Here is a 21521-nt window from a genome sequence, read left to right on the forward strand (position 1 = left end):
AATCTGATCCAGGTGGGCTGAGTTACCCAACTCACCGCCCTATATGGGCGGTTCCACCCGTGCCAGCGCCCGCAGCGCCCTCGGCATCACTCGCGCCAGCAGCCGCGCCCCACGCGCCTCGGGCGTCACCGCGACCACCGCCTCATTGCGCACCACGGCCCGCAGGATCGCGTCGGCGACCTTCTCCGGCGGGTAGTTGCGCAGTCCGTACAGCCGCGCGGTGCGCTTTCGGCGGCGCTTCTCCTCCTCCTCGTCCACCCCCGCGAAATGCGCCGTGGAGGCGATGTTGGTGTTGACCAGACCGGGGCACACCGCGGTGACTCCGATGCCCCGGCCCGCGAGTTCGGCCCGCAGGCACTCGCTCAGCATCAGCACGGCCGCCTTGGTGGTGCCGTAGGCGGACAGCACCTTGGACGGCTGATAGGCCGCCGCCGAGGCGATGTTGACGATCTGGCCGCCCTGTCCGCGCTCGGCCATCTGCCGACCGAAGAGGCGGCAGCCATGGATCACGCCCCAGAGATTGATGCCCAGGACCTCGCGCCAGTCGTCCGTGGTGGTGTCGAAGAACGAACCGGACAGCCCTATACCGGCGTTGTTGACCAGCACATCCACCACGCCGTGCTCGGTGGCGACCTGCTCCGCGAGCCTCTCCATGGCCCGCTCGTCGGAGACGTCGACCGTCTTCGCCCAGGCGCCCGGCGCGCCGATCACCCGGGCCATCTCGGCGGTCCCGGCGGCGGTTTCGGCGTCCCGGTCGACCACGATCACCCGCGCGCCCGCCGCGGCGAACGCCAACGCCGTCGCCCGCCCTATGCCGCTGCCCGCGCCCGTGACCAGCACCAACTGCCCGCCGAACCGGTCGGAGTGGCGGCCGGTGGCCTTGTGCGGCCTGGTCCGGCCGCCCTCGACGCCCATGACGAACTCCTCGATCCACGCGCTCAGTTGATCGGGCCGGGTGCGCGGGATCCAGTGCTTGGCGGGCAGCGTCCTGCGGGTCAGCCGCGGAGCCCACCGCTCCAGATCGTCGTACAGCCGCTCGGACAGAAACGCGTCGCCCAGCGGCGTGATGAGCTGCACCGGCACGCGCGCGTAGGCGTCGGGGCGCGGCCTGCCCAGCCGCCGCCGTACGTTGTCCCGGTACAGCCACGCGCCATGGGCGGCGTCCTGGGGCAGTGACGGGGTGGGGTAGCCGTCGCCGGGGATCTGCTCGACGCGCTCCAGGAGTTTCAGCCAGCGCCTGCCGAGCGGGCCGCGCCAGGCCAGCTCCGGCAGCACGGGCGTGTGCAGCGCGTACACGTACCAGGACCTGGCGCCCTGGCCGAGGAGCTGGCCGACCCGGCGCGGGGTGGGGCGCTTCAGACGCCGGTCGATCCAGTGGGCGAAGTGATCGAGCGACGGGCCCGACATCGACGTAAAAGAGGCGATACGTCCCTCGGTGCGCGCGACGGTCACGAACTCCCACGACTGCACCGAGCCCCAGTCGTGCCCCACCAGATGCACCGGCCGGTCCGGGCTGACCGCGTCCGCCACCGCCAGGAAGTCGTCCGTGAGCTTCTCCAGCGTGAATCCGCCCCGCAACGGCTGCGGCGCCGTCGAGCGGCCATGGCCCCGGACGTCGTAGAGCACCACATGGAAGCGGCCGGCGAGCCGGACGGCGACCTTCGACCACACCTCCTTGCTGTCCGGGTATCCGTGCACCAGTACGACTGTCGGCGCCGCGGTGTCGCCCAGCTCGACGACGCACAGCTCGACGCCGCCGGTCGCCACCCGGCGCTCCCGCGCCCCTTCGAGGGAGGCCATGCCTCCGTCACCCTGCGCCATTTCTCCGCCCGCCGTCCTCATGGAATCCCCGCCCATCGGTCGCGGTACGTGGTCGTCACCTGGCTTCGCCGAATCTCGCAGTTGTTAGAGCACGGGTCAACAAGGGTGATGCCGGCCGGCCACTCCCCGGCTCTCTGGGGTGGCCCTCTCGGGGTGGGTCCCGGACCCCCCTTCAGGGGGACCTTAGGGATCCCCTACTACTCCAGAGTGACGAGAAGACGGCTCTCCGGTCTGACGACTGGCGTGGCCCGGATCACTACCTTCGTACCTGTGACTGTGATCGCGACCGAAAGCCTGAGCAAGCGGTTCCCCAGGGTGACCGCTCTTGACCGGCTCTCCGTGGACGTCGGGCCCGGTGTGACCGGACTCGTCGGAGCCAATGGAGCCGGCAAGTCCACACTGATCAAGATCCTGCTGGGTCTGTCCCCCGCCACCGAGGGCCGCGCCGAAGTGCTCGGCCTCGACGTCGCCACGAAGGGCGCCGACATCCGCGAGCGTGTCGGCTACATGCCGGAGCACGACTGCCTGCCGCCCGACGTCTCGGCCACCGAGTTCGTCGTGCACATGGCCCGGATGTCCGGCCTCCCACCCACCGCCGCCCGCGAGCGCACCGCCGACACCCTGCGTCATGTCGGGTTGTACGAGGAGCGCTACCGCCCCATCGGCGGCTACTCCACGGGCATGAAGCAGCGCGTCAAACTCGCCCAGGCGCTGGTCCACGACCCGAAGCTGGTCTTCCTCGACGAGCCGACCAACGGCCTCGACCCGGTCGGCCGCGACGAGATGCTCGGCCTGATCCGCCGCATCCACACCGACTTCGGCATCTCCGTCCTGGTCACCTCCCATCTGCTGGGCGAGCTGGAGCGCACCTGCGACCACGTGGTGGTGGTCGACGGCGGCAAGCTGCTGCGCTCCAGCTCCACCACCGACTTCACCCAGATCACCACCACCCTCGCCATCGAGGTCACCGACACCGACACCCACCCCGATGGCACGCGCACCCTGCGCGAGGCACTCACCGCCCGCGGGCTGGAGGTCCACGACGGCAGCGGCCTGCCCGGCGCCGGCCACACCCTGCTGCTCACCGCGCGGGGCGAGGAGACATACGACGTGGTCCGCGACCTGGTGGCAGACCTCGGCCTCGGCCTGGTGCGCATGGAGCAGCGCCGGCACCACATCGCAGAGGTCTTCAAGGACGACGCGGCAGACATGGCCGACGTGCCCCGGAGCGAGCGGAAGGAGGCGGTCGGCCATGGCAATTGAGCACCCCGTCGCCCCGCCCGGCGACCAGACCCGTATCCACAACATCGGATACCGCAACTACGACGGCCCCCGCCTCGGCCGCGCCTACGCCCGCCGCTCGCTGTACTCGCAGTCCCTGCGCGGCGCCTACGGCCTCGGCCGCTCGGTGAAGTCCAAGGTGCTGCCGATGCTGCTGTTCGTGGTGATGTGCGTGCCCGCGGCCATCATGGTCGCCGTCGCCGTCGCCACCAACGCCAAGGAACTCCCCCTCGACTACACCCGCTACGCGATCGTGATGCAGGCCGTGATCAGCCTGTACGTCGCCTCGCAGGCGCCCCAGTCGGTGTCGCGCGACCTGCGCTTCAAGACCGTCCCGCTGTACTTCTCGCGGCCGATCGAGACCTCCGACTACGTGCGCGCCAAGTTCGCGGCGCTGGCTTCCGCGCTGTTCGTCCTGACCGCCGCCCCGCTGCTGGTGCTGTACGTGGGCGCCCTGCTGGCCAAGCTGGACTTCGCCGACCAGACCAAGGGATTCGCACAGGGACTCGTCTCCGTGGCTCTGCTCTCCCTGCTGTTCGCCGGCCTCGGCCTGGTCATCGCCTCGGTCACCCCGCGCCGCGGCTTCGGTATCGCCGCCGTCATCGCCGTCCTGACCATCTCCTACGGCGCGGTCTCCACCCTCCAGTCCATCGCCGAGGTCCAGGGCAGCACCGGGGCCGTCCCATGGATCGGGCTGTTCTCCCCGATCACCCTGATCGACGGCGTACAGACCGCGTTCCTCGGTGCGACCTCGGCGTTCCCCGGCGGCACCGGCCCCTCCACGGGAGCGGGCGTGGTCTTCGTCCTCGCCGTCCTCGGCTCCATCGCCGCCTGCTACGGCCTCCTGATGCGCCGCTACCGAAAGGCCGGACTGTGACCACGCTCTCCATCGACCATGTCTCCCGCTGGTTCGGCAACGTGGTCGCCGTCAACGACATCACCATGACCATCGGCCCCGGCGTCACCGGCCTGCTCGGCCCCAACGGCGCCGGAAAATCCACCCTGATCAACATGATGGGCGGCTTCCTGGCCCCCTCCACCGGCACGGTCACCCTCGACGGCGAGCCGGTCTGGCGCAATGAGCAGATCTACCGGCACATCGGAGTCGTCCCCGAGCGCGAGGCGATGTACGACTTCCTCACCGGCCGCGAATTCGTCGTCGCGAACGCCGAACTGCACGGCCTGGGCGACAAGGAGGCGCAGCGGGCACTGGCCACCGTCGAGATGGAGTACGCCCAGGACCGCAAGATCGCCACCTACTCCAAGGGCATGCGCCAGCGCGTGAAGATGGCGTCCGCCCTGGTCCATGAGCCCTCGCTGCTCCTGCTCGACGAGCCCTTCAATGGCATGGATCCCCGCCAGCGGATGCAGCTGATGGACCTGCTGCGCAGAATGGGCGACGAGGGCCGTACGGTCCTGTTCTCCTCCCACATCCTCGAAGAGGTCGAGCAACTCGCCTGGCACATCGAGGTCGTGGTCGCCGGACGCCACGCGGCCAGCGGTGACTTCCGCAAGATCCGCCGCCTGATGACCGACCGGCCGCACCGCTATCTGGTGCGCTCCAGCGACGACCGCGCGCTGGCCGCCGCGCTGATCGCCGACCCGTCGACATCCGGCATCGAGGTCGACCTCGCCGAAGGCGCACTGCGTATCCAGGCCGTCGACTTCGGCCGCTTCACCACCCTGCTGCCGCGGGTCGCCCGCGACCACGGCATCCGTCTGCACACGGTCTCGCCGTCCGACGAGTCGCTCGAATCCGTGTTCTCGTATCTCGTCGCGGCGTAGGAGGCCAAGATGTACGACCCCACAGTCGCCCGGCTCACCTACCGGGCCCTGCTCGGCCGGCGCCGGGCCCTGATCCTCGGCGCGCTGCCGATGCTGCTGATCGTGATCGCCGTGATCGTGCGCGCTCTGGTCGGCACGGACGATCAGACCACCAGCGACCTGCTCGGCGGCCTCGCGCTCGCCACGATGGTGCCGCTCATCGGAGTGATCGCCGGTACCGGCGCGATCGGCCCGGAGATCGACGACGGCTCGGTGGTGTATCTGCTGTCCAAGCCGATCAAGCGGCCGACGATCATCTTCACCAAGCTGATCGTCGCGATCGCCGTGACCATGGTCTTCTCGGCGCTGCCGACCCTGATCGCCGGATACATCCTCAACGGCAACGGACAGCAGGTGGCCATCGCCTACACCGTGGCCGCGCTGGTCGCCTCGATCGCGTACGCGGCGCTGTTCCTGCTGCTGGGCACGGTCTCCCGGCACGCGGTGGTGTTCGGCCTGGTCTACGCCCTGGTCTGGGAGGCGTTGTTCGGCTCCCTGGTGCCGGGCGCGCGCACCCTCAGCGTCCAGCAGTGGTCGCTGGCGGTCGCCCAGAAGGTCTCCGGCGGTGACCTGGTCACCTCGGACGTGAGCCTGACCACGGCGACGGTCCTGCTGGTCGCGGTGACGGTCCTCGCCACCTGGTACGCCGGGCAGAAGCTGCGCACGCTGACGCTCGCCGGGGAGGAGTGACAGCACCCTCGCGGGCCCGCCGGTGCGGCTCCCGGTCTTGACAGGGGCTTCACCGGCACCGAGGCACACTGGCGGGACGGGACAGCGGAGATGTCCCGAAAACGCCTGAATCCACGGGGGACACACGTCGGGAAGGAACGGGGATGGCAGACAAGACGCCGGCCACCGGCGACCACGAGGATGACCGTGCCGGGGATCGTGCCGGGGACTGGGACGACGAGGACCTGGTCCTGGACGAGGAGTTCATCCACTCCGCCGGGACGACCGAGCCGTCCGCCCGCGCCCGGATGCTGGCCGCCCGGTGGAGCCGCAAGGCGCCGGAGCCGCAGCCGTGGCGCTCGGACGAGCCGCCCGCGGGGTGGTTCTTCAGCAAGGGGCGTCGGCACAGGTGGCACCGGGAGTAGTGGGGGGCGGCTGTCCGCCCGGGGTGTGGTCCGGGTGCCGTCGCGGTGCCGACTTGGCGCCGACCCGTGCTGTCCCTTCCGCACCGGAATTCGGTGGCGTCCAACTTCCCGCACCGGCACAGTGGTTTATGTCCCGGATGCCGGATCGGATCGGCGCCAGGAACGGGGGTGGAGCCGGGCGATGTCCCTGCACGACAGTGCGTTCGGCTCCCGGGCGGTCGCTTCGAGCACGTGAGGCCAGGGGCTTCGCGTGGACCGCCCACCCGGGGGGATTGGTTCGGTGCGGGCGGGTGGGGGCTGGTCGCGCAGTTCCCCGCGCCCCTGGGGGGTTGGGGGTGGCGCCTGCTGACGAGTGATCGCTCTTGACAGCCCACCCCGCCCAAGCCCCACCCGCTCAGGAACCCTCCGCTCAGGAACCCTCCGCTCAAGAACCCCCCGCGGCCTCCCTCTCTTCTCTCGCGTCCGCGATGCGGTCCAGTTCTCGCATGGCCTCGGCGTGGGCGCTCAGCTGGCGGCGGAGGGAGCCGGTGGTGAAGAGGGTGGCGCCGGTGAGGGAGAGAGGGACGGAGAGGCCGAGGAGGGTGACGATCTCGGGCCAGTCGCGTTCGTCGGCGCAGTAGTCGCCGTTCTGGATGCCCTCGTTGGCCGTGCCGCGGACGGTGAAGAGGCGGGACTCGCAGTCGTCGGGGTACTGGTCGTCGGGGTGGCGGTCGGCGGAGTACGGCGTGACCAGCAGCACCGCACACCACGTCCACAGCACCCCCGCCACCACGAGCAGGGCGAGACCCCAGGCCCGTATCCGCCCGGCCCGGTCGCGGAAGTCCAGGTCGTACTCACGTGATCGCATGACGGGCGAACGTAGCCGCAGGGCCGGGCCCGTCTCAACCCGGCGCGACCGGGGCGCGCCTCGGTCCCGCAGCGCAGGGTCAGCTCAACCCGGCACGACCAGGCATGCTCACCTTCAACCCGGCAAGACCAGGCCCGCTCACGCTCAACCCGGTACGACCGAACCCGCTCAACCCAGCAGGCGTTCCAGGACCGCCGCGATGCCGTCCTCGTCGTTGGTGGAGGTCACCTCGTCGGCCACCGCCTTCAGTTCGGCATGGGCGTTGGCCATGGCCACGCCCCGGGTCGCCCAGCCGAACATGGGGACGTCGTTGGGCATGTCGCCGAAGGCGATGGTGTCGGCGGCCTTCAGACCGAGACGGCGGGCGGCGAGGGAGAGCCCGGTCGCCTTGGAGAGGCCCAGGGGGAGGAGTTCGACGACGCCCTCACCGGCCATGGCGACGCTGACGAAACCGCCGGCGGCCTGGCGGGCGGCCTCGGCGAGTTCATCGTCCGACAGTCTCGGGTGCTGTATGTAGATCTTGTTCAGCGGGGCCGTCCACAGATCGGACACGTCCGTGAACGGAACGGCCGGCAGGGCGCCGTGCAGGGCGTATCCGGGGCCGATCAGGACATCGCCGTCCAGGCCGTCCCGGCTCGCCGCCAGGAACAGCGGGCCGACCTCCGCCTCGATCTTCGCGAGGGCGAGGGCCGCGAGCTGCCGGTCCAGGGTGACGGAGGTCAGCAGGCGGTGCGCTCCGGCGTCGTACACCTGCCCGCCCTGGCCGCAGACGGCGAGGCCCTGGTAGCCGAGGTCGTCGAGGATGGAGCGGGTCCAGGGGACCGCGCGGCCGGTCACGACGATATGCGCGGCGCCCGCCTCGGTGGCGGCGGCGAGCGCGTCACGGGTGCGGCCGGAGACCGACCCGTCGGAGCGCAGAAGCGTTCCGTCCAGGTCGGTCGCGATCAGTCGGTAGGCGAGGGGAGCGGCGCTCACTTGGCCACCGGTTCCAGCAGCTCCCGGCCGCCCAGGTAGGGGCGCAGCACCTCGGGGACGCGGACGGAGCCGTCGGCCTGCTGGTGGTTCTCCAGGATCGCGACGATCGTGCGCGGTACGGCGCACAGCGTGCCGTTGAGGGTGGCCAGCGGGCGGACGGTCTTGCCGTCACGCATCCGGATGGACAGCCGGCGGGACTGGAACTCGGTGCAGTCGGACGTCGAGGTCAGCTCGCGGTACTTGCCCTGCGTCGGGATCCACGCCTCGCAGTCGAACTTGCGCGAGGCGGAGGCGCCGAGATCGCCGGAGGCCACGTCGATCACCCGGTACGGCAGCTCCAGCGAGGTCAGCCACTGCTTCTCCCAGTCCAGCAGGCGCTGATGCTCGGCCTGGGAGTCCTCGGGAGCGACGTACGAGAACATCTCGACCTTGTCGAACTGGTGTACGCGGAAGATGCCCCGGGTGTCCTTGCCGTGCGAGCCGGCCTCGCGGCGGAAGCACGGCGAGAAGCCGGCGTAGCGCAGCGGGAGGCGGTCGGCGTCGAGGATCTCGTCCATGTGGTACGCGGCGAGCGGGACCTCGGAGGTGCCGACCAGGTAGAGGTCGTCCTTGTCGAGGTGGTAGACGTCCTGCGCGGCCTGGCCGAGGAAGCCGGTGCCCGCCATCGACTGGGGGCGGACCAGGGCCGGGGTCAGCATCGGGGTGAAACCGGCCGCCGTGGCCTGCGCGATCGCCGCGTTGACCAGGGCCAGCTCCAGCAGCGCGCCGACGCCGGTGAGGAAGTAGAAGCGGGAGCCGGAGACCTTCGCGCCGCGCTCGACGTCGATCGCGCCGAGCAGCGTGCCCAGCTCCAGGTGGTCCTTGGGGGTGAAGCCCTCGGCGCCGAAGTCGCGGATCGTGCCGTGCGTCTCCAGGGTGACGAAGTCCTCCTCGCCGCCGACGGGCACGTCGGGGTGGACGAGGTTGGACAGCTGGACGAGGAGTTCCTGGGTCTCGGTCGCGGCGGCGTCGCGCTCGGCGTCGGCGGCCTTGACGTCCGCGGAGAGCTGGCTCGCCTGCTTCAGCAGCTCGGCCTTCTCGTCACCGGTGGCCCTGGGGATCCGCTTGCCGAGCTGCTTCTGCTCGGCGCGCAGCTCGTCGAAGCGAACGCCGGAGGACCTGCGCCGCTCGTCGGCGGCCAGGAGGGAGTCGACGAGGGCGACATCCTCTCCACGGGCGCGCTGGGAGGCGCGCGCACGGTCGGGGTCCTCACGGAGCAGGCGAAGGTCAATCACGCGCTCCAGGCTACCGGTGTGCGAGGACGGCTCACGACCCATAAAAGGGCGGTGCGGCTTACGGGCTGTTACGTACGGTTATGGGGGAATTGTCGCGCGTGTCAATAAAAGTCGCTGCCCTTCCCTGGAACGGGGGACCCCGGCGGTGCCCGGTTGACCGGATTTCCTTGCGGGGAAAGGGACTTGGCGGCTCGGTTGTCCACAGGGGTACGCGCTCGCGAGGAGTTATCCACAGGCTGTGTGGAAGATCTGTGGACGTTGGAATTGATCACTCCGAATCGTCCGGCCGACCTCCGGGATTCCCGGTTGAAACCTCACCTAAGCCCACGTTCGAGTGGAAATGAGTAACTCTCAAGAGTTGCCCGATGGAGAACAGTGGACGAAGGGTGACCTGCCCATCGGTGGACGAAGCGGGGGCCTGTGGGGCGATTTGTCGACCGGCCGGCGCCACAGTGTCGACTTGTCCCCAGGTCGAGAAGCCCACCTGTGGATAACTTCTGTGGATAACGAAAATCAGCAGGTAGGACTGGTGTGGCGAATGTGGCAGGCATGGCTGGTGTGGTGGGTACCACGGATGCGAAGGGCGTGACAGAGGGGACCGGTGGGATCAGGCCGACCCTGCGGCCCTCTGCGGCCCTCTGCGGCAGCCGGAGTACCCGGCGATACCCGGGCGGGACCCGGCGGGACCCGTAGGACCCGCCCCCGCGTTCTAGAACCGACCGTCCTGGCAGCGCGCGACCCAGTCCGCCGCCGCCATGAACTCGTCGTCGGACGTCCCGGGCAGCGGCGCCCGGAGATCCGCGGCAGTCACATCCGCACGCGGGTACGAGCCCAGGAACCGCACCTGGAGGCAGATTCGCTTCAGCCCGGTCAGGGCCTCGGCCACCCGGCGGTCGGAGATATGGCCCTCGGCGTCGATGCAGAAGCAGTAGTTGCCGATGCCGGCGCCGGTCGGGCGGGACTGGAGCAGCATCAGGTTGATGCCCCGGCTGGCGAACTCGCCGAGCAGATCGCGCAGCGCGCCCGGGTGGTCGTCGCGCTGCCACAGCACCACCGACGTCTTGTCCGCGCCGGTCGGCGCCGCGGGCCGGGCCGGGCGGCCCACCAGCACGAACCGGGTCTGCGCGTTCTCCGCGTCGTGGATCCCGGTCTCCAGCGCCTCCAGGCCGTACCGGGCGGCGGCGAACTCGCCCGCGAAGGCGGCGTCGTACTGACCCTCCTGGACCAGCCGGGCCGCGTCCGCGTTCGAGGCGGCCGACTCCCAGTGCACGTCCGGAAGGTTCCGCTTGAGCCAGTTGCGCACCTGGGGCTGGGCCGCCGGGTGCGCGGAGACCGTCTTGATGTCCGACAGCGTCGTACCGGGCCGGACCAGCAGCGCGAAGGCGATCGACAGCAGCACCTCGCGGTAGATCATCAGCGGTTCGCCCGCGACCAGCTCGTCCAGGGTGGTGGTGATGCCGCCCTCGACGGAGTTCTCGATCGGCACGAACGCGGCCTCGGCCTCGCCCGCGCGCACCGCGTCCAGCGCGGACTGCACGGACACATACGGGATCAGCTCCCGGGTGGCCGTCTCCGGAAGCGTCCGCAGGGCGGCTTCGGTGAAGGTGCCCTCAGGACCGAGATACGCATAGCTCGCTGGCATGCCCTCACCCTAATGGGCCCGGGAGGAGGGGGTGACCGGTCGGTCGCGTAGGCGCCACCCGGGCCCCAGCCCCCTCACCCTCCCCTCACGCCCCGCAGCGACCCCCGTCCCCGTCCCCGCCCCCGCAGCGCCCTCCGTCCCGCCCCCTTGACGACCCCCGTCACCCCTCCAGCAACCCCTGCCCCACATACCCCCCCTCCACCGCGCCCCCCGGCACCGCGAACAGCCCGCTCGCCTCATGACGGATGAACGCCGACAACGCGTCCCCCCGGTCCAGCTTCCGCTGCACCGGTACGAAGCCACGCAGCGGATCGGCCTGGAAGCACACGAACAGCAGCCCGGCGTCCGGCACCCCGTCGCCGTCGAAGCCGTCGTGGTACGAGAACGGCCGCCGCAGCATCGCCGCACCCCCGTTCTGATCGGGTCGGCTGATGCGGGCGTGCGCGTTGATCGGCACCACCAGACCGCCCTCGGCGTCGGTCCGGTCCAGCTCCATCTCGGTGGTCTCGGTCCCCCCGGACAGCGCCGCCCCGTCGGACTTGCGGCGCCCGATGACGTCCTCCTGGTCCTTGACCGGCAGCCGCTCCCAGTCGTCGAGGAGCATGCGGATCCGGCGTACGACGACGTATGAACCGTCCGCCATCCACTCGGGGTCCTTCGTGGGCGTGCCCGGCACCCAGATCCGCTCCTCGAAATCGGCCTCCGACGGCTGCGGATTGCGGGTGCCGTCGATCTGCCCCATGAGGTTGCGCGTGGTCATGGGCCGGGCGGTGGCCCCCGGCGACCGGTTGAAACCGTTCATCTGCCAGCGGACGCGGGCCGCGCTGCCCGCGTCCTTCTGGATCGCGCGCAGGGCGTGGAAGGCCACCAGGGAGTCGTTGGCGCCGATCTGCACCCATAGATCGCCGTTGCTGCGGGCGTTGTCGAGCTGGTCGGACGAGAAGTCGGGCAGCGGGTCGAGGGAGGCAGGCCGCTGCTGCTCCAGGCCGGTGCGCCCGAAGAAGCTGTGCCCGAAACCGAAGGTCACGGTGAGGGCGGACGGCCCGGCGTCACGGGCCACATCCGTGTCGTCCTGGGCGGCGGGTTCGCCCGCCATCAGCCGCCGGGCCGTCTCCGACCAGCGGCGCAGCAGCGCGGCGGCCTCCTTGCGTCCGGCGCCCGCCGCCAGGTCGAAGGCGAGGAGATGGCCGCACGCGTGCATGGCCGTGGTGATGCCGGGCTGATGTTTCCCGTGAAACATCGCCTCCTCGGCGCCGACCGAGGCCAGCGGGGTCGCCTCGGCGGGCGCGGCGGCATAGCCGACGGCTCCTCCGGCGGCACCGAGGACGAGCCCGGTGGCACCGGCGGTGCCGAGGAGGGTCCGCCGCGAGAAACCGCCCCGGGGGCGGGCCTTCGGGGCGGTGCCGTCCCGGAGGGGGGCCGCTTCCGTCCGGGCCCCCGGCACGGCCTGGTCGGCCCCGTCGCCTGCCCTGCCGCCCGCCCTGCCGTCGGCCGTGGCGTGCGTCCCGCCGTCGGCCGTGGCGTCCGTCCTGCCGTCCGCCCGGTCGCCGTTCGCCCCGCCGCCTTCCGCCTTGTCGTCCGTCCTGTGGTCAGCCGTGTGGTCCGCCGTGTGGTCAGCCATGATCTGTGCTCAGCCGATCTGCGCGTTCTTGGAGACGGTCACCTGGTCGATGTCGGAGGTCCGTACGGTCACGGCGATCTCCCATTCGCCCGCCATGGGGATCTGCACCCCGCTCGCCGACCAGTGCCCGGTGGTGATGTGGTCCGGGACCACGGGCAGCGGCCCGATGCCCTCGGACTTCAGGGTGAAGGCCAGCTTCACCTCGGGGAGGTCGAAGGCCCGTCCGTTGGGCCGTTCGCCATATACGTGCACGTCGTTGGCGCCGACCCGCGCGGGATCGAGGTCGACCCGTACGACGCCCTTGCCGTCCTCGCCGCCCGTGTCGAACGGCAGGTCGAGCGTCACCGCCCCGGTCGCCGGGGACGAGGCGGCCGAGGAAGCCGCGGCGGCCTTGGCGTCGAGTTCCGTACGGCCCGGTTCGGTCGAGGTCAGCGCGGTCGTCACGGCGAGTACGACGACGGCCACCCCGGCCTCGGCGAGCACCGAGCGGCGCAGCCCGAAGCGCTGGGGGTCGGCGTCCCGCAGCCGCTTCCGGGTGGCCGTCTCGGTGGCGGCCCGCTGCCGGGCGAGCTGCGCGGCCCGCTTGCTGGCGCCGGGCGACGAGGACGTAGCCGACGAAGCCGACGCAGCCGACCAAGAAGCCGACGAGGAAGCCGACGAAGAAGATGACGAGGCAGATGAAGCCGACGACGAAGAGGCGGCCCCCACCGCCCTCGATGTCGCCCTCGCCGTCACCTTCGCCGTCACCTTCGCGCGCCCCCCACCCCCGGCCGCCCCCTCCGCCAGCCGGGCCGTCCAGCGGCGGGACATCCACGCGACGCCCACCAGCACCGCCACCAGCCCCAGCTTGACCAGCAGCAACTGGCCGTAGCGGGTGTCGGTGAAGGCGGCCCAGGAGCCGAGCTGGCGCCAGGACTGGTAGATGCCGGTCACCACCAGGACGACCACACTGCCGAAGGCGACCCGGGAGAAGCGGTGGACAGCGGCGGAGTCCAGGGGCGTCTCGGCGGGCGCCCGGTACAGCGCGACGAGCAACGTGCACAGGCCGCCCAGCCAGGCGGCGACGGCGAGCAGGTGCAGCACGTCCACCGGCATCGCGATACCGGTCTGGATGCCGGTCGAGGCGTGCTCGGCCATCGCCCAGCTCGCCGCGAGCCCGGCGGCGACCACGACTCCGCCCACGGCCAGCCCGAAGGTCAGATCCCGCTTCTCCGCGTCCTCCCGCTTGTCGTACGCCCCGAAGAGCACGGCGATGAACAGCGCGGCGGCGGCGAGCAGCAGCAGCCGGGAGACCAGCGCGGCGCCGGTCTTGGTCTGGAGCACCTCGCCGAGCAGGTCCAGATCGAAGGTGTCCGCGAGCTTGCCGGACGTGGTGTACGTGCCGCGCAGGAGCAGCAGCCACAGCGTCGCCGCGGTCAGCGCGACCCACCCCGAGACCACCAGCCGCTGCACGGCCCGCACCCCGGACCCGCGCTGCCAGCAGACGAGGACGAAGGCGGCCCCACCGGCCAGCAGGACGAACCCGGCGTACGACACATACCGCCCGGTGTCGTACAGCGCACCGACGACCCCGCCGCCGTTGTTCTGCCCCTCGACGGAGGCCGAGGTCGCGGAAGGGGCGCCGATGGAGAAGGTGTAGGCGCCCGCGACGGGATGGCTGTCGGCGGAGACGACCTGGTAGGTGACGGTGTACGTGCCGTCGGGCAGGCCCGCGTGCAGTTTCACCACGTAGGTGGTGCCGCCGGTGTTGTCCGGCGTGCCCGTGTCAACGCGTGCGCCCTTGGGGTCGAGGACGCGCAGGCTGCCCTCGGGGGCGGAGACCGGCTCGGAGAAGGTCAGCGAGACCTGGGCCGGGGCCTGCTCGACCACCGCCCCCTGCTGGGGGTCGCTGCCGGTCAGCGCGGCATGGGCGGAGGCCGGTGCGGCGCCCAGGAACAGCGCGCCGGTGACCGCCACGAGCAGCAGCACCAGGCTCCGCAGACGGGGGGCGATGGAGTACGTCAAGGTGGTCCTTCCCTCACTCGCCGGACGCGGGGGTGTACGTCGCCGCCTTCACCGGCATCTCGACGTCGACCGGCGAGAGACCCGCGAAGTGCAGCTTCACGGCGACCTTCTCGCCTTCCAGGGGCTTGCGCGTCAGCTTTTCGAACATCAGATGGTTGCCGCCGCTGCTCAGCGCCAGCTCCCCGCCCGCCGGGACGGCGAGGGACTCGACCGCGCGCATCGAGCCCTCGACCGTCTCGTGCACGGTGACCTCGCCGACGTCGCTGGTCACGGAGACCAGCTCGGCCTGCTCGTCCCCGCTGTTGGAGATGGTCAGGAAACCGGCCGCCATGGAGTCCGACACGGGCTGCGGCATATAGGCGCCGGAGACGGACAGCTCGGCGCCGGCCGATCCGCCGTCGCCCGCCGAGCCGTCGCCGGACCCGCAGCCGGTCAGGAGCAGTACGCCGGTCAGCAGGGCGGCGGCCGTCGCCGTACGCCTCCCCGGGAGCCTCACGGGTTCTCCCCCTTGATCAGCTTGGGCAGGTCCTTGGTGTAGTCGTCGACGGTGGCGTCCTCGCCGTAGAGCACATAGCCGCCGTCGGTCTTCGGGGAGAACGCGATGACCTGGGTGCCGTGCGTGGAGATGACCTTGCCGTCCTTGTCCTCGGTGGGCGCCTCGATGGAGATGCCGAGTGTGCGGGCGCCCGCCTGGATGGTGGGGAAGTCGCCGGTCAGCCCGATCACCTGCGGGTCGATGCCCTTGAGCCACTCGCCGAGCGCCTCGGCGGTGTCCCGCTCGGGGTCGGTGGTGACGAACACGACCCGCAGCTCGTCCTGCTGATCCTGCGGCAGCTGCTGCTTGGCGACCGCGATGTTGTTCATGGTCAGCGGGCAGACGTCGGGGCAGTTGGTGTAGCCGAAGTAGATCAGCGTCGGCTTGCCCGCGGTCTCGGCGCGGAAGTCGTACGGCTCGCCCTGGGTGTCGGTCAGCACCAGATCCGGCTTCTCGAACGGCTTGTCGAGCACGGTCGCCGCCTGGTCCGAGCCGGCCTCCTCGGAGACCACGGAGATCGGCGAGCCGGAGTCGTCGCCGCTGCCGCAGGCGGAGAGGGTGAGGGTGGCCGCGGCGAGCAGGGCCGCCGCGGCGAGGGTGTTCTTGCGCATGAGAAAGATTTCCTCTGGATGGAGTTCCCGGTGGGCGACAGGACCGTACGGTCCCGCCGCTCACCACTGCTGGGACGGATGTCAGACCGAGGCGCCCGTACCGGGGCTACCGGCGCCGCCGTCGCGCCGCCGCCCCGCGAGCACGCCGTACGCCACTCCCGCCACGCCGACGGCGATCCCGACGACGCCGAGGACGCGGGCGGTGGTGTCGGTGGAGCCGCCGGACTCCTCGGACGCGGTGGAGGTGGTCGCGGAGGCGGGCTCCTGGTCGGCCTCGGAGCCGGAGGCGGCGTCGTGGTGGTCCTCAGTGGCGGCCGACAGGGCCAGCACCGGGGCCGGGTACTCCGGCTCCTCCTGGCCCTCCTGCGGCACCTCGATCCAGCGCACGACCTCGTCGTCGGAATACGTCTGGAGGGCCTTGAAGACGAGTTCGTCGGTGTCGTCCGGCAGGGCGCCGACGGACACCGGGAACTTCTGGAAGAAGCCGGGCTCGACGCCCTTGCCGGTGGCGGTCCACGTCACCTTGGTGACCGCCTCGGTGATCTGCTGGCCGTGCGAGTCGATCGGCTCGTCCAGCGTCGACCGGGTGACCTCGGCGTCCCAGCCCGGGACCGGCTCCGGCAGGACCGAGGACAGCGGGTGCTCCGCCGGGAAGCTGACCTCCAGCTTGGTGGTCGAGGCGTCGTCGCGCTCATTGGGGACCTTGAAGTCCAGGACCGCGTAGCCGCCCTTGGCGGCCGACCCCTCCGGCTGCACGCTCACATGCGCGAGGGCGGGGGAGGACAGGACGACGACGGCAGCGGCGGCGACGGCTCCGGCGGCGGCGATACGGGAAGCCTTCATGAGGAGAGGCACTCCACTTCGAATCAGAATCCGTCGAACGGGAAGTCGAACGGGAAGTCGAACGGGAAGTTGGACGGGAAGAGGGGTACGCGCGCGTGCGGGTGCCCTGAAAACACGCCCCTATAGAGGCTGCTTTCGCCGGAGAACCGGCAACAGGCACACGCGCGTGCCGCACGACAGCGGCAGCACCCGTCCCAGAGCACCCGTACGGATTCGTACGTCCCGCACAGGGCCGTACGCCGGTAGCGGTAGTGGTGGTGGTGTCGCGTCAGGCGGCGAGGGCGAACACGCCGCCGGGCGGCCCGCGCCGTACGACGGTGTGCTGGAGCGCCATGGTGGACAGCTCGGGGACCGCGAACTCGCCCGCGCGCACCGCACGCGGCCCGGCCTCCGGCGCGGCCCCGAGCCCCGCGCACAGGGCCCGCGCCAGCGCGAGCGCCGCCCACAGGGAGCGTACGAGCGTCCCCTCGGCCATGCCCCGCGCCGACAGCTCCACGAGCCGCAGCAGCGCCAGATCCCCGCGCCGCAGCAGCCAGCCCGCGGCGAGCGCCGCCAGGACGTGGCTCAGCAGCATCGGCAGGGACGGCAGCAGTACGGCGGACGAACCGGCGGAGTCGGCCAGCACTTCGGCGCGGTCGTGCGCGGCGGACGGCGCGCTGCCCGGCCCCGGTACCAGCCGGGCCTCGGTCAGCAGACGCTGCGCCTCGGCCGGGCTGAGCGCGGCGGCGGTGGTCCCGCACAGCAGCCGCGCGGCCCGCTCGACGAGCGAGCTGTCGGCGGCGGCGCGGGCGGCCTCGGCGGCGGCCGTCGCCGTACGGTGCTGGCCCAGCCCGAACAGGGTGTGCAGCGCGATCTGCCCGGCCGTGAGCAGCCCGGCGATCCCGCCCAGCGACCGCACCCGCCCGGCGAGCGGCACGGCGACCGCGAGCACCCCGGCGAAGCCCGTGCCCAGCGCCCACAGCGGCACCGCCGCGCAGGACGCGATGGCGTGCCCGACCGCGGACAGCACGACACAGACCGCGGCGAACACCGCGGCCCGCAGGATCCGGAGATCTCTCCCGGAGCGCGCCGTGCGCGGCTGGGGGGCAGTCATGGCGGGCTCATCATCGCACTGGCCTTACCCGCCCCCTACGGCAGGCCGTGGTCCGCATGGTGCCTCTACCACCCCACATACACCGACCGCCACCGCGGTCGCATCCGCTGTATGGGCGGAGTCACCGTGAAATCGCGATTGCGTACGGGCGTGGGCGGCAATACGTAACGTATGTCGAGCCGCGGCCAGGAGGCTGGAGCATGAGCATCTGGTGGTCACTCCATCTGCGGCGTGAAGCCGCGAGCGTTCCGCTCGCGCGGCGCCTGTTGCTCGGCACCATGGAGACCGCGGGCGTCGATCCCGACGTCTCGTACGACCTCTCCGTGGCCCTGAGCGAAGCCTGCGCGAATGCCGTCGAACACGGTGGCAGCACCGCCCCCGGCACCTTCTCGGGGGCCTATCGCGTCACGGCGTACCTCGACGGGGAGATGTGCCGTATCGAAGTCACGGATTCCGGTCCCGGCTTCACGGCCGACCGTCCGCCGCGCCCCGCGACCGCGGAGGACGCCGAGAACGGCCGGGGTCTCTACCTCATCCGGGAACTCGCCGACCATGTCCGCATCGTCAACAAGCCGGGCCGGGCCGGCGCGGTGGTCAGCTTCGACAAACTGCTCAAGTGGCGCAAGGACGCACCACTGATGGCCGTCTGACCTCGGCGCTCCCGGGGCGGGACCGGGCACCCGCCTTCGCGGCTTTCAGGCGAGGCTTCCAGGGGCGCGGGGAACTGCGCGACCAGCCACAACCCACCCGCGCCCGAGGAACGACATCGAACGACATCGAACGACCTCAGCCCCGCCCGAGCGAGGCCATCCACCCCTCCACCGCATCCGACCGCCGAGGCAGCGCAGCGCTCAGGTTGTGGTTCCCGTCCTCCGTCACCAGCACGTCGTCCTCGATCCGCACCCCGATCCCCCGGTACTCCTCGGGCACGGTCAGATCGTCGGCCTGGAAGTACAGCCCCGGCTCCACGGTCAGGCACATCCCCGGCTCCAGGACCCCGTCGACGTACGACTCGGTCCGCGCGGCGGCGCAGTCGTGGACGTCCATGCCGAGCATGTGCCCGGTCCCGTGCAGCGTCCAGCGCCGCTGGAGCCCCAGTTCGAGCACCCGCTCCACCGGCCCCTCGACCAGCCCCCACTCCACCAGCCGCTCGGCCAGCACCCGCTGGGAGGCGTCGTGGAAGTCCCGGTACTTCGCGCCCGGCCGGACCGCCTCGATGCCGGCCTCCTGGGCGTCGTAGACGGCGTCGTAGATCTTCCGCTGGATCTCGCTGAACCGCCCGCTGACCGGCAGCGTGCGCGTGACATCGGCGGTGTAGTACGTGTGGGTCTCGACGCCCGCGTCCAGCAGCAGCAGGTCGCCCGCGCGCACCGGCCCGTCGTTGCGGACCCAGTGCAGCGTGCAGGCGTGCGCCCCGGCGGCGCAGATGGAGCCGTAGCCGACATCGTTGCCCTCGACGCGGGCGCGCAGGAAGAACGTTCCCTCGATGTACCGCTCGGACGTGGCCTCCGCTTTGTCGAGCACGCGTACGACGTCCTCGAAGCCCCGGACGGTCGAGTCGACGGCCTTCTGGAGTTCCGCGATCTCGAACCCGTCCTTGACCAGTCGCTGCTCGGAGAGGAAGACCCGCAGCTCCTCGTCGCGCTCACCGGTGACCTTGTCGGTCAGGGCCGCCTCGATCCCGGCGTCGTAGCCGCGCACGACCCGCACCGGGCCGGTGGCCTCGCGCAGTGCGTCCGGCAGCGCGCGCACGTCGGAGGCCGGGATGCCGTACAGCTCGGCCGCCTCGCAGAGCGAGTGGCGGCGGCCCACCCACAGCTCGCCCTGCCCGGAGAGCCAGAATTCGCCGTTCTCCCGGTCGGAGCGCGGCAGCAGATAGATCGTGGCCGTGTGCCCCCCGGTCCGCGGTTCCAGGACGAGCACGCCGTCCTCGGTCTGGTTGCCGGTGAGGTACGCGTACTCCACGGAGGCGCGGAAGGGGTACTCCGTGTCGTTGGAGCGGGTCTTCAGCCGGCCCGCGGGGATCACCAGCCGCTCGCCGGGAAAGCGGGTGGAGAGCGCGGCGCGGCGGACGGCGGTCTCGGCGGCCTGCGCGATCGGCGCCAGGTCGTGCAGCTCGGTGTCGGCCCAGCCGGCCTTCATGTTCTCGGCCAGCTCCTCGGACACGCCGGGGTACAGCCCGTTCTTGCGCGGCTTGACCGGCTTCTCCGACGCGGTCTCCGCATCGAGTTCCGGATCGATTTCCGGGCTCTCCGGGGTCTTTGCGTGCTCCGGGGTGAGCTGGTCGGCCACGGCAATCCTCCTGATGGGACATGGGTACGGCACTGGACCCCGTCCATCGTACGGTCGTTCGGACGGGGGTCCAGTACCGGAATGCCCGTTACGTGCGGCGACGGGGTGCGTACTCCTCCCGGCGCCGTACGGGGCGCAGGCCCTATTCGAACCGCGCCGCCAGCATCACCACGTCCTCCGCGCCGTCCGTCGCGTCCAGCCCGTCCGGCAGGACGGCCCGCAGCACATGGTCGGTCAGCGCCTCGGGGTCCCGGCGGGCCGCCTTCGGGGTCCCGGCCGCCGCCGCGTGCAGCCGGGCGAACGCGCGGTCGACCGGATCGCCCGTGCGCTGGAGCAGCCCGTCGGTGTACAGCAGCACCGTCTCACCGGCCTCCGCCTGCACCTCCACGCTCGGCGCCTCCCAGCAGGCGAGCATGCCCAGCGGCGCGGACACGGACGTCTCCACGAACTCGGTGCGCCGCTCGCCGATCAGCAGCGGCGGGCAGTGCCCGGCCCCGGCGAGGGTGAGCTTGCCGAGCGCGGGCTCGCAGTAGGCGAACAGGGCGGTGGCCGAGCGCGCGGGCTCGGTGAGCCGCAGCAGCAGCTCCAGGTCCGACAGGACCGCCACCGGATCCTCGCCCTCCATCACCGCGTACGCGCGCAGGGACGCCCGCAGCCGCCCCATCGCGGCGACCGCGCTCGGCCCGGACCCGGTGACCGAGCCCACGGCGAGCCCGAGGGCCGCGTCGGGCAGCGGCAGCGCGTCGTACCAGTCGCCGCCGCCGCGTGGCCCGGTGCGGTGCCGGGCGGCGAGCTGTACGCCGGACACCCGCGGCAGCCGCGAGGGCAGCAGTTCCTCGGAGATGGTCTTCAGGCACGCGCGCGTGCGCTCGACCTCCAGCAGCCGCGCGAGCTGCTCGGTGGCGTACCGGGTGTAGAGGCCGGCGAGATGCCGCATCCGCTCCACCGGTTCGGCGGGCTCGTCATACAGCCAGACGGCGGCACCGAGCCGGCCGGCGCCCTGGGTGGACAGCGGCAGGGCATAGCTGGCGGCGTAGCCCAGGCGGGCGGCGACCTCGCGGTGGCGGGGGTCGAGCCCGTCCTCGGCGAACAGATCCGCGCGCACGATCTCGGCCACCCCGCCGGGCAGCCCGGCGGGCGTGTCGAGGAGTTCGCCGTACGGCAGCGAACCGCGCGGGACGGTCTCCAGATGGCCGAGATCGGCCGGGGCCAGGCCCAGGCCGACGGTGGAGCGGGGGCCGAGCCCGTCGGCCGGTTCCATTACGACCAGACCGCGCCGGGCGCCCACCAGGGCGGCGCCCGCGCGCAGCATTTCCTGGAGGGCGTCGGGGAGGGTGTCGGTGCGGGCCAGGCGTTCGGTCAGCTCGTGCAGGGTGGTGAGGTCGGAGACCCAGCCCGCAAGCCGGTCCTGGAGCAACGCGCCCGGACCGGATGTGCCGACGGGGCCGGAAGTGCCGGTAGGGCCGGTAGGGCCGGATGCGTCGGCTGAGGCGCCGGAGGTCGCGGGCGCGGGCGCGACAGTGTGTGCGGGCGAGGGAACCGTTGCATCGATTCCGGCCACTTTCGGAGGGTGCGGGGCGTTCATGGTGTCCGGCTTTCCGACCGGTGCTTACTGCTCAAAAGCATCGCAAACCCCCATGTCATTCTGCGCCGCTAGCAGTGTCTCCACATGTACACGCACTCGTGAGGGGATGTCCAGCATTGTCCTGCTGGGATTCCTGGTGTCCAGGGGGCTGACGTGATGAATCGTGGTTCCCCTTGCGT

19 protein-coding genes are annotated in these 21521 nt (G+C 71.5%); 6 read left to right on the plus strand and 13 right to left on the minus strand.

Going from position 1 to position 21521, the window contains the following annotated elements; all coding sequences use genetic code 11:
* Window positions 1-39: 39 nt before the first annotated feature.
* A complete protein-coding gene (locus ACFRFC_RS12930; RefSeq protein ID WP_382682484.1) occupies window positions 40-1800 on the minus strand; it encodes an SDR family oxidoreductase in 1761 nt (586 codons plus the stop codon).
* A 252-nt stretch (window positions 1801-2052) separates the two neighbouring features.
* Here ACFRFC_RS12930 and ACFRFC_RS12935 point away from each other — a divergent pair, with 252 nt between their 5' ends.
* The 5 genes from ACFRFC_RS12935 to ACFRFC_RS12955 all read left to right on the plus strand — a co-directional run bounded on the left by ACFRFC_RS12935 (window position 2053) and on the right by ACFRFC_RS12955 (window position 6020).
* A complete protein-coding gene (locus ACFRFC_RS12935; RefSeq protein WP_382682871.1) occupies window positions 2053-3084 on the plus strand; it encodes an ABC transporter ATP-binding protein in 1032 nt (343 codons plus the stop codon).
* Window positions 3074-3979 (plus strand): ABC transporter permease, encoded by a 906-nt coding sequence (locus ACFRFC_RS12940; protein WP_382682481.1) that lies wholly within the window; start codon window positions 3074-3076, stop codon window positions 3977-3979. The genes ACFRFC_RS12935 and ACFRFC_RS12940 overlap by 11 nt, the downstream gene beginning before the upstream one ends.
* Window positions 3976-4887: an ABC transporter ATP-binding protein gene (locus ACFRFC_RS12945; protein WP_382682479.1), complete on the plus strand. Its 912-nt coding sequence runs from the start codon at window positions 3976-3978 to the stop codon at window positions 4885-4887. Before ACFRFC_RS12940 ends, ACFRFC_RS12945 begins: the two co-directional genes overlap by 4 nt.
* Before the next feature lie 9 nt (window positions 4888-4896).
* Window positions 4897-5616, plus strand: coding sequence for an ABC transporter permease (locus ACFRFC_RS12950; protein WP_382682476.1), 720 nt, complete (start codon window positions 4897-4899; stop codon window positions 5614-5616).
* A gap of 143 nt (window positions 5617-5759) precedes the next feature.
* Window positions 5760-6020: a hypothetical protein gene (locus ACFRFC_RS12955; protein ID WP_382682474.1), complete on the plus strand. Its 261-nt coding sequence runs from the start codon at window positions 5760-5762 to the stop codon at window positions 6018-6020.
* A gap of 424 nt (window positions 6021-6444) precedes the next feature.
* Here the strand turns inward: ACFRFC_RS12955 and ACFRFC_RS12960 are convergent, their stop codons facing one another.
* The 10 genes from ACFRFC_RS12960 to ACFRFC_RS13005 all read right to left on the minus strand — a co-directional run bounded on the left by ACFRFC_RS12960 (window position 6445) and on the right by ACFRFC_RS13005 (window position 17465).
* A complete protein-coding gene (locus ACFRFC_RS12960; protein WP_382682473.1) occupies window positions 6445-6867 on the minus strand; it encodes a hypothetical protein in 423 nt (140 codons plus the stop codon).
* 168 nt (window positions 6868-7035) lie between these two features.
* Window positions 7036-7842: an HAD family hydrolase gene (locus ACFRFC_RS12965; protein ID WP_382682470.1), complete on the minus strand. Its 807-nt coding sequence runs from the start codon at window positions 7840-7842 to the stop codon at window positions 7036-7038.
* Entirely contained in the window at window positions 7839-9116 is a 1278-nt protein-coding gene (serS, locus tag ACFRFC_RS12970) for a serine--tRNA ligase (protein ID WP_382682468.1), read from the minus strand. Before serS ends, ACFRFC_RS12965 begins: the two co-directional genes overlap by 4 nt.
* A 709-nt stretch (window positions 9117-9825) precedes the next feature.
* Entirely contained in the window at window positions 9826-10758 is a 933-nt protein-coding gene (gene pheA / locus ACFRFC_RS12975) for a prephenate dehydratase (RefSeq protein WP_382682466.1), read from the minus strand.
* Between the two features lie 160 nt (window positions 10759-10918).
* Entirely contained in the window at window positions 10919-12379 is a 1461-nt protein-coding gene (gene efeB / locus ACFRFC_RS12980) for an iron uptake transporter deferrochelatase/peroxidase subunit (protein ID WP_382682463.1), read from the minus strand.
* A 9-nt stretch (window positions 12380-12388) separates the two neighbouring features.
* Complete coding sequence (locus ACFRFC_RS12985; protein WP_382682460.1) at window positions 12389-14383, minus strand: copper resistance CopC/CopD family protein; 1995 nt, start codon at window positions 14381-14383, stop codon at window positions 12389-12391.
* A gap of 13 nt (window positions 14384-14396) precedes the next feature.
* Window positions 14397-14879 carry a copper chaperone PCu(A)C gene (locus tag ACFRFC_RS12990; protein ID WP_382682457.1) on the minus strand — a complete coding sequence of 161 codons (483 nt, stop codon included), beginning with the start codon at window positions 14877-14879 and terminating at the stop codon, window positions 14397-14399.
* Window positions 14876-15529, minus strand: coding sequence for an SCO family protein (locus ACFRFC_RS12995; protein ID WP_382682455.1), 654 nt, complete (start codon window positions 15527-15529; stop codon window positions 14876-14878). Before ACFRFC_RS12995 ends, ACFRFC_RS12990 begins: the two co-directional genes overlap by 4 nt.
* An 81-nt stretch (window positions 15530-15610) precedes the next feature.
* The gene (locus ACFRFC_RS13000; protein ID WP_382682452.1) at window positions 15611-16372 is read right to left on the minus strand and encodes a YcnI family protein; all 762 of its coding nucleotides are present in this window, start codon (window positions 16370-16372) and stop codon (window positions 15611-15613) included.
* 268 nt (window positions 16373-16640) lie between these two features.
* Window positions 16641-17465 (minus strand): hypothetical protein, encoded by an 825-nt coding sequence (locus tag ACFRFC_RS13005; RefSeq protein WP_382682449.1) that lies wholly within the window; start codon window positions 17463-17465, stop codon window positions 16641-16643.
* A gap of 200 nt (window positions 17466-17665) precedes the next feature.
* On the opposite strand from ACFRFC_RS13005, the gene ACFRFC_RS13010 reads away from it, so the two are divergent.
* The gene (locus tag ACFRFC_RS13010; RefSeq protein WP_382682447.1) at window positions 17666-18115 is read left to right on the plus strand and encodes an ATP-binding protein; all 450 of its coding nucleotides are present in this window, start codon (window positions 17666-17668) and stop codon (window positions 18113-18115) included.
* A gap of 136 nt (window positions 18116-18251) precedes the next feature.
* On the opposite strand, the gene ACFRFC_RS13015 is transcribed toward ACFRFC_RS13010, so the two are convergent.
* The gene (locus ACFRFC_RS13015) at window positions 18252-19757 is read right to left on the minus strand and encodes an aminopeptidase P family protein (RefSeq protein WP_382682444.1); all 1506 of its coding nucleotides are present in this window, start codon (window positions 19755-19757) and stop codon (window positions 18252-18254) included.
* 142 nt (window positions 19758-19899) lie between these two features.
* Complete coding sequence (locus ACFRFC_RS13020) at window positions 19900-21342, minus strand: PP2C family protein-serine/threonine phosphatase (RefSeq protein ID WP_382682442.1); 1443 nt, start codon at window positions 21340-21342, stop codon at window positions 19900-19902.
* Window positions 21343-21521: the final 179 nt, after the last annotated feature.

The sequence above is a fragment of the Streptomyces sp. NPDC056734 genome (assembly GCF_042790455.1).
Classification (GTDB): Bacteria; Actinomycetota; Actinomycetes; order Streptomycetales; family Streptomycetaceae; genus Streptomyces.

Coding starts and splice junctions, on each gene's coding strand:
- ACFRFC_RS12930 (WP_382682484.1), bottom strand. CDS start 1,800: ATGGCCTCCCTCGAAGGGGCGCGGGAGCGCCGGGTGGCGACCGGCGGC.
- ACFRFC_RS13020 (WP_382682442.1), bottom strand. CDS start 21,342: ATGAACGCCCCGCACCCTCCGAAAGTGGCCGGAATCGATGCAACGGTT.
- ACFRFC_RS13000 (WP_382682452.1), bottom strand. CDS start 16,372: ATGAAGGCTTCCCGTATCGCCGCCGCCGGAGCCGTCGCCGCCGCTGCC.
- ACFRFC_RS13005 (WP_382682449.1), bottom strand. CDS start 17,465: ATGACTGCCCCCCAGCCGCGCACGGCGCGCTCCGGGAGAGATCTCCGG.
- efeB (WP_382682463.1), bottom strand. CDS start 12,379: ATGGCTGACCACACGGCGGACCACACGGCTGACCACAGGACGGACGAC.
- ACFRFC_RS12940 (WP_382682481.1), top strand. CDS start 3,074: ATGGCAATTGAGCACCCCGTCGCCCCGCCCGGCGACCAGACCCGTATC.
- pheA (WP_382682466.1), bottom strand. CDS start 10,758: ATGCCAGCGAGCTATGCGTATCTCGGTCCTGAGGGCACCTTCACCGAA.
- ACFRFC_RS12960 (WP_382682473.1), bottom strand. CDS start 6,867: ATGCGATCACGTGAGTACGACCTGGACTTCCGCGACCGGGCCGGGCGG.
- ACFRFC_RS12950 (WP_382682476.1), top strand. CDS start 4,897: ATGTACGACCCCACAGTCGCCCGGCTCACCTACCGGGCCCTGCTCGGC.
- ACFRFC_RS12955 (WP_382682474.1), top strand. CDS start 5,760: ATGGCAGACAAGACGCCGGCCACCGGCGACCACGAGGATGACCGTGCC.
- ACFRFC_RS12995 (WP_382682455.1), bottom strand. CDS start 15,529: ATGCGCAAGAACACCCTCGCCGCGGCGGCCCTGCTCGCCGCGGCCACC.
- ACFRFC_RS13010 (WP_382682447.1), top strand. CDS start 17,666: ATGAGCATCTGGTGGTCACTCCATCTGCGGCGTGAAGCCGCGAGCGTT.